Source organism: Psychrobacter sp. T6-1 (assembly GCF_052258445.1).
Window position 1 is genome coordinate 1 of sequence record NZ_JBQQFC010000162.1, and the last position, 5,433, is coordinate 5,433.

General features: G+C 46.8%; 6 protein-coding genes and 1 riboswitch. Of the genes, 5 read left to right on the top strand and 1 reads right to left on the bottom strand.

All coding sequences use genetic code 11. From position 1 onward, the window contains the following. Nucleotides 1–196 precede the first annotated feature (196 nt). Nucleotides 197–285, top strand: a riboswitch (TPP riboswitch). A gap of 57 nt (nucleotides 286–342) precedes the next feature. Genes thiM through ACTXGO_RS09135 form a run of 4 tightly spaced genes read left to right on the top strand, consistent with a single transcriptional unit; the run spans nucleotide 343 to nucleotide 3,558 of the window. After that, entirely contained in the window at nucleotides 343–1,140 is a 798-nt protein-coding gene (gene thiM / locus ACTXGO_RS09120) for a hydroxyethylthiazole kinase (protein ID WP_443574155.1), read from the top strand. Further along, on the top strand, nucleotides 1,137–1,796 hold the full coding sequence (gene thiE / locus ACTXGO_RS09125; protein ID WP_435949285.1) for a thiamine phosphate synthase: 660 nt from the start codon (nucleotides 1,137–1,139) through the stop codon (nucleotides 1,794–1,796). The genes thiM and thiE overlap by 4 nt, the downstream gene beginning before the upstream one ends. After that, the gene (gene thiD, locus ACTXGO_RS09130) at nucleotides 1,793–2,575 is read left to right on the top strand and encodes a bifunctional hydroxymethylpyrimidine kinase/phosphomethylpyrimidine kinase (protein WP_435949286.1); all 783 of its coding nucleotides are present in this window, start codon (nucleotides 1,793–1,795) and stop codon (nucleotides 2,573–2,575) included. The genes thiE and thiD overlap by 4 nt, the downstream gene beginning before the upstream one ends. Before the next feature lie 44 nt (nucleotides 2,576–2,619). Continuing rightward, entirely contained in the window at nucleotides 2,620–3,558 is a 939-nt protein-coding gene (locus ACTXGO_RS09135) for a DMT family transporter (protein WP_435949287.1), read from the top strand. 31 nt (nucleotides 3,559–3,589) lie between these two features. Here ACTXGO_RS09135 and ACTXGO_RS09140 read toward each other — a convergent pair whose 3' ends face one another. Next, entirely contained in the window at nucleotides 3,590–4,402 is an 813-nt protein-coding gene (locus tag ACTXGO_RS09140; RefSeq protein ID WP_435949288.1) for an alpha/beta fold hydrolase, read from the bottom strand. 243 nt (nucleotides 4,403–4,645) lie between these two features. Between ACTXGO_RS09140 and ACTXGO_RS09145 the strand changes: the two genes are divergently transcribed. Continuing rightward, on the top strand, nucleotides 4,646–5,433 hold a 788-nt coding region (locus ACTXGO_RS09145; RefSeq protein ID WP_443574157.1), incomplete at its 3' end, for an enoyl-CoA hydratase/isomerase family protein.

Genomic DNA, 5,433 nt, shown 5'->3' on the forward strand with positions numbered 1-5,433 from the left:
TGGGCGACTGAGATCGTCAATCGCGCCGAAGTGTTTGGGACAATTAATAACAACAGCAATGAATTTAATTCAAGAATGTAAGTTAGATTTACCAAGTCTTGTATTGTATTACTTTGATAAGCTCGGTAAGATGCTTTGTATTGGTATAGATTGATTAAAACCTTTATCCTAAAAGTTATTATATAAAATATCAAAACGTTATTCACAGGGGCGCCGTTAGGCTGAGATGTACCCTTAGAACCTGATCCAGATCATACTGGCGTAGGGAGTGTATAGCCATCACCGTATCCACTCGTGATGCTATGTGTTTTCTCGCCTGCCATTTTTAGTTATGGAGAGAAAATGCATCCTCAATCGATTCATTCTTGCTTTACCTCGTTTCGTACTCAAGCGCCTTTAGTACACAATATCACTAACTTTGTCGCTATGAGCACCGCAGCTAATGTTTTACTAGCCGCTGGTGCCTCGCCTGCTATGGTACATGCCCAAACAGAGGCACCAGAATTCGTGCGCTTATCTCATGCGCTCACCATCAATATTGGCACGTTATCGCCAGACTGGCTTGATAGCATGCTGACAACCGCACAAGTCGCTCATGAGCAAAACATCCCTTGGGTCTTAGATCCTGTAGCAGTCGGCGCTACCGCTTACCGCTTGCAAAGCTGTGAGCGCTTATTAGCGTTCAAGCCTGATGTCATCCGTGGTAATGCGTCAGAGATTTTGGCACTAGCGGGTATGAGTAGTCAAAGCCGTGGCCCTGATAGCGGCGATACGGTCGAGGCTGCTAAATTCGCCGCCGAAGCTCTCACCGAACATGCCAAAGTCGTCGTCGTCACAGGCGAGGTCGATTGGGTCACTGATGGCACGCAGCAATGGAGCGTACATCATGGCGTACCTATGATGACTCGTGTGACCGCGATTGGCTGTGCACTGACGGCTTTAATCGGTGGTTTCATCGGTAGCAACCGCGATAATCTGACAGGCGCTGTCATCAGTGCACTCTGCTATTACGGACAAGCAGGTGAGCTGGCAGACAAGGCAGCCAAAGGTCCTGGTAGCTTCTACGTTGAATTCTTGGACGCCCTTTATCACTTAGACGCCGATCAAGTCTCTAACAATGCCAAGGTGACCATTATATGAATACCTCTACCCCAAAAACCACGCACAAATCTAGCGAGGCACTGAGCTTGTACTTAGTTACCGATAGCGCCATGTGCACGGAGCGCGGTTTGATTGATACCGTTTGCGCAGCGATTGACGGCGGCGTCACGATGGTACAACTGCGCGATAAACACGCTAGCGATGATGAGTTGTACCAGATAGCCTGCGCGCTCAAAGAAGCCATCGCTGGACGCGTGCCACTCGTGATGAATGATCGCGTTGCTATTGCCAAAAAAGCCCAGCTTGACGGCGTACATCTTGGTCAAGGCGATATGGCAATCGATGCAGCGCGAGCTATTTTAGGCGCGGACGTTTGGCTGGGACTGTCGATTAATACTCTCAATGAGCTACAAGTAGCGCACGCCAAGCATCTCTCGCAACTGGACTATGTCGGTATCGGTCCTGTCTTTGCCACTCAAACCAAACTTAATCACGCGCCGCCTATCGGTATAGAAGGCTTGAGAACTCTGGTCGCACAGAGTCAATTGCCTAGCGTGGCTATCGGCGGTATCGGTCAAGACAATGCAGCTGATGTTTATACCACAGGCTGTGATGGTATCGCTGTAGTGTCAGCAGTTTGCGCCGCTCTCGATCCAAAAATCGCCGCCAAAACCTTGTTAGGAGCAAAACAATGATCGCCAATATTTTAACGATTGCGGGTACTGACTGTACTGGCGGCGCGGGTATTCAAGCTGATATTAAAGCCATTAGCGCCAATGGCGGCTATGCGATGAGCGTGATCACCGCCGTCGTCGCGCAAAACACCCAAGGCGTCCAGCAAATCCAGATGCTACCTACCCAGATGGTACGCGCGCAAATTGACTCGGTGTTTAGTGATGTGCGCGTCGATGCGGTCAAGATCGGTATGCTGGGCAGCGCTGACATGATTCACTGCGTGGTTAAGGCCTTAGCGAAATATCAACCTAAAAAGGTGGTACTAGACCCCGTCATGGTTGCCAAAAGTGGTGACCGCCTGCTTGACGCAGATGCACTGTCAGCGATGCGCAAACTGCTACCCCAAGTCGGACTCATTACGCCCAACCTACCAGAAGCGGCAGATCTGCTTGGTGAAGATGAAGCCAAAAATCGTGACGAGATGCTAGCGCAAGCCAAACAGCTAGCAGTACCGACGTTTTTGAAGGGTGGACATCTACAGCAAGACGATTCGCCAGATTTGCTGTACGTCGACGGCGTGCATCAATGGTTTGAAAGCGTGCGTGTCAATACCAAAAACAGTCACGGTACAGGCTGCACGTTGTCAGCCGCGATTGCGACCAATTGGGGGCGCGGCGAGCCATTAGATATTGCCTGCGCAAAAGCAAAAACCTATTTAACTGGCGCGCTACAACACGCAGACAAGCTTGAGGTGGGGCAAGGTCAAGGGCCTGTGCATCATTTTTATGAGTTTTATTAAGTTTAAAACATTCAATAACTAAGCTGGTTTAAAGAGTACTTATTATGGTTAAAAATGGATTACCAGCACCTTACGTTATGCTTTTATTAGCGCCCCTACTTTGGGCGACAAGCAACGTGACAGGCAAGCTTGGCAAAGGCTGGCTAACCCCGTATGAGATGACGTTTTTTCGCTGGTTTATTGCCACCCTTATCTTGACGTTTTTTGCTCGCAAGCTTATTGAAAAAGATTGGGCGGTGATTAAGCAGCATTGGCTGTGGTTGTTTATCGTTGGCGGGGGTGGTTTTGCTTTATTTAATATTGTTCTATATAGCGCATTCTCAATGGGAGCATCCGTCGTCAACGTGTCTATTATTACGGCACTAATACCTTTTGGAGTGATTTGTTTTAGCGCTTTTATTTACAAGGATAATCCGCACCTATTGCAGTGGCTAGGCATTGGGATTGCTTTTATCGGTGTGATTTGGATTTTGACAGGGGGACAGCCTTTTATATTATCGCAATATAACTTTGCGCTTGGCGACTCTTTGGCTTTGGTGACCACAGGTATTTATATTGCCTACTCTATTGCATTACGTCATGCACCCAAGATTCATTGGGCAAGTCTCATGTGGGCGATGAGTTTAGCAGGTTTAGTGGTCGCAACGCCGTTTTATGGTTATGATTTGGCACAAAACGGTATTCACTTTCCAGATTGGCGTGGCTGGCTCATGTTGCTTTATATTGCGATATTCATCTCCATTATCTCTAAGCTGTTTTATATGGAGAGCGTCATTCAGATTGGGGCTAATCGGGCGTCATTGGCTATGAACCTACTACCTGTGTTTGGTGCGGTGATGGGGGTAATGTTCTTTAAAGACGAGATGATGACCATGAATCATATTATCGCGCTCGCGCTGGTTATGATAGGTATCATCAGCTCAGAGTATGGGGCTGCGCTAAAACGACAACCCCATATGCAGCTGGCAAGTACTAAAAATTAGCTAAGATGACTGATACTAGGACTGACGAGTACTAAGACTGGCGGGCTAAAAATTTGCTCATCACTTTATTGACGGCATCAGGCGCCTCTACCGTTGAGGTATGTCCTGAGCCTTTAATGACCGCAAGCTTAGAGCCTTCGATAGCAAAGTGCATACGCTCAGCCTTGCTATAAGGCGTTGCCACATCCTCGTCACCCACAATGATGAGCGTCGGTGTGGTAATGCTGCCGAGCTGATCATAGATGCCTTGACGCTCAATTACTCCAGTTGTTGCCTTGACGACGCCGCTCTTACGATTACTCTGTAGCATGGACAGCCACTCTTTGCGGGCAGTTTTTTGTGCTTTGTCGTTCAAAAAGGTCGTGCCAAACATAATCGGCATGACCTTTTTGCTCACCCGTTTCATTCCCAAAAAGCGAATTGCAGTCACAAGCTTCTTGTAGCCAGGAATATTGTCCGGATCCTCAGCATCAGCAGAGGTATCTATTAGCGTCAGCGTATTTAATAGATCAGGGCGCTTAATAGCGACGCGCTGCCCGACAAAACCACCCATTGATAGTCCAACATAGTGGCAGCTATCGACATTTAGTATATTGAGTAGCTCAATTGCATCACCTGCCAGCGTGTCCATATCATAGCCGTCTTTGGTAATCTGTGACTGCCCTTGCCCGCGAAAGTCAAAAGCGATACAGCGATAATCGTCTTTAAAATGCTCTACTTGATTTTCAAACAAACGCGTATTCCATAGCAGTCCGTGAGCAAAGAGCATAACAGGCTTTTGCTGATCATCTGGCGCGCTGTCTTCATAATATATATTGGTATTATTGATCTTGATAAATGGCATAACGACTTCCTTGTGTTGGTATTAGTGTTCAGGTATCCGTATTTGGATACGGTTAAAGCGACTTGACCAAAGCAACTTGGTATCCTGTATTAGGATAAGTCACAAAGACCCGCTTTTACAGTAGTATTTTTGCACGAGTCGTTTTAATGTCTTATAGTGGCGTTAAAGTGCATAGAATGGGGTTTATCCTTATCATAAACTGCTATAGTATTTGGTCACTCCCAACCTTTTAAAGGATATAACATGTCTCAGGCTCTCGTCGACTATCAAAGCGACAATCATATCGCTACTATCACCATGAACGATCCCAAAACACTCAATGCTTTTAGTACGCCGCTCAAGCAAGCAATGCTAGAGTCTCTTGAAAAAGCGGACCAAGATGATGAGGTACGCGTTATTGTCTTGCAAGGCGCAAATAATAACTTCTCTAGTGGCGGTCACATAGGAGAGATGCTTGAGAATGGTATGGAGTCCGAAGCGCTGGTCGCCAAACTTGATTTTATGCTGCGCGAAGTCGCCGAAGTCAGCCTAAAACTGCGTAATATTCATAAACCTATCATTGCAAAGCTAGAAGGTGCAGTCGCTGGAGCAGGTATGAATCTAGCGCTCACTTGTGACTTTCGTATTGCTAGTGATAATGCAAAATTCGTGCAAGCCTTTGTCAATATTGGTCTGATTCCAGATGCAGGCGGTATTTATCTATTAAATCAATTAATCGGCGCTGCCAAAACCACTGAGCTGGTCATGCTTGGTGATAAGTTAAAGGCAGAAGATGTCGCACGCCTAAATCTAGTCAATAAAGTCGTCAGCGCTGAGGAGCTAGATAGCGAGGTTATGGCATTAGCCACACGTTTGAGTCAACTACCAGGCAAGGCTCTTGCCTCTATGAAGCATATGCTAAATGTCCATGCTTACTCTGGACTCAATGAAGCACTCGATATGGAAGTCGAACAGCAAAACTTAATGGCAGTGACCGATGACTTTAAAGAAGGTATTAGCGCTTTTATGGAGAAGCGTAAGCCAGTTTATCA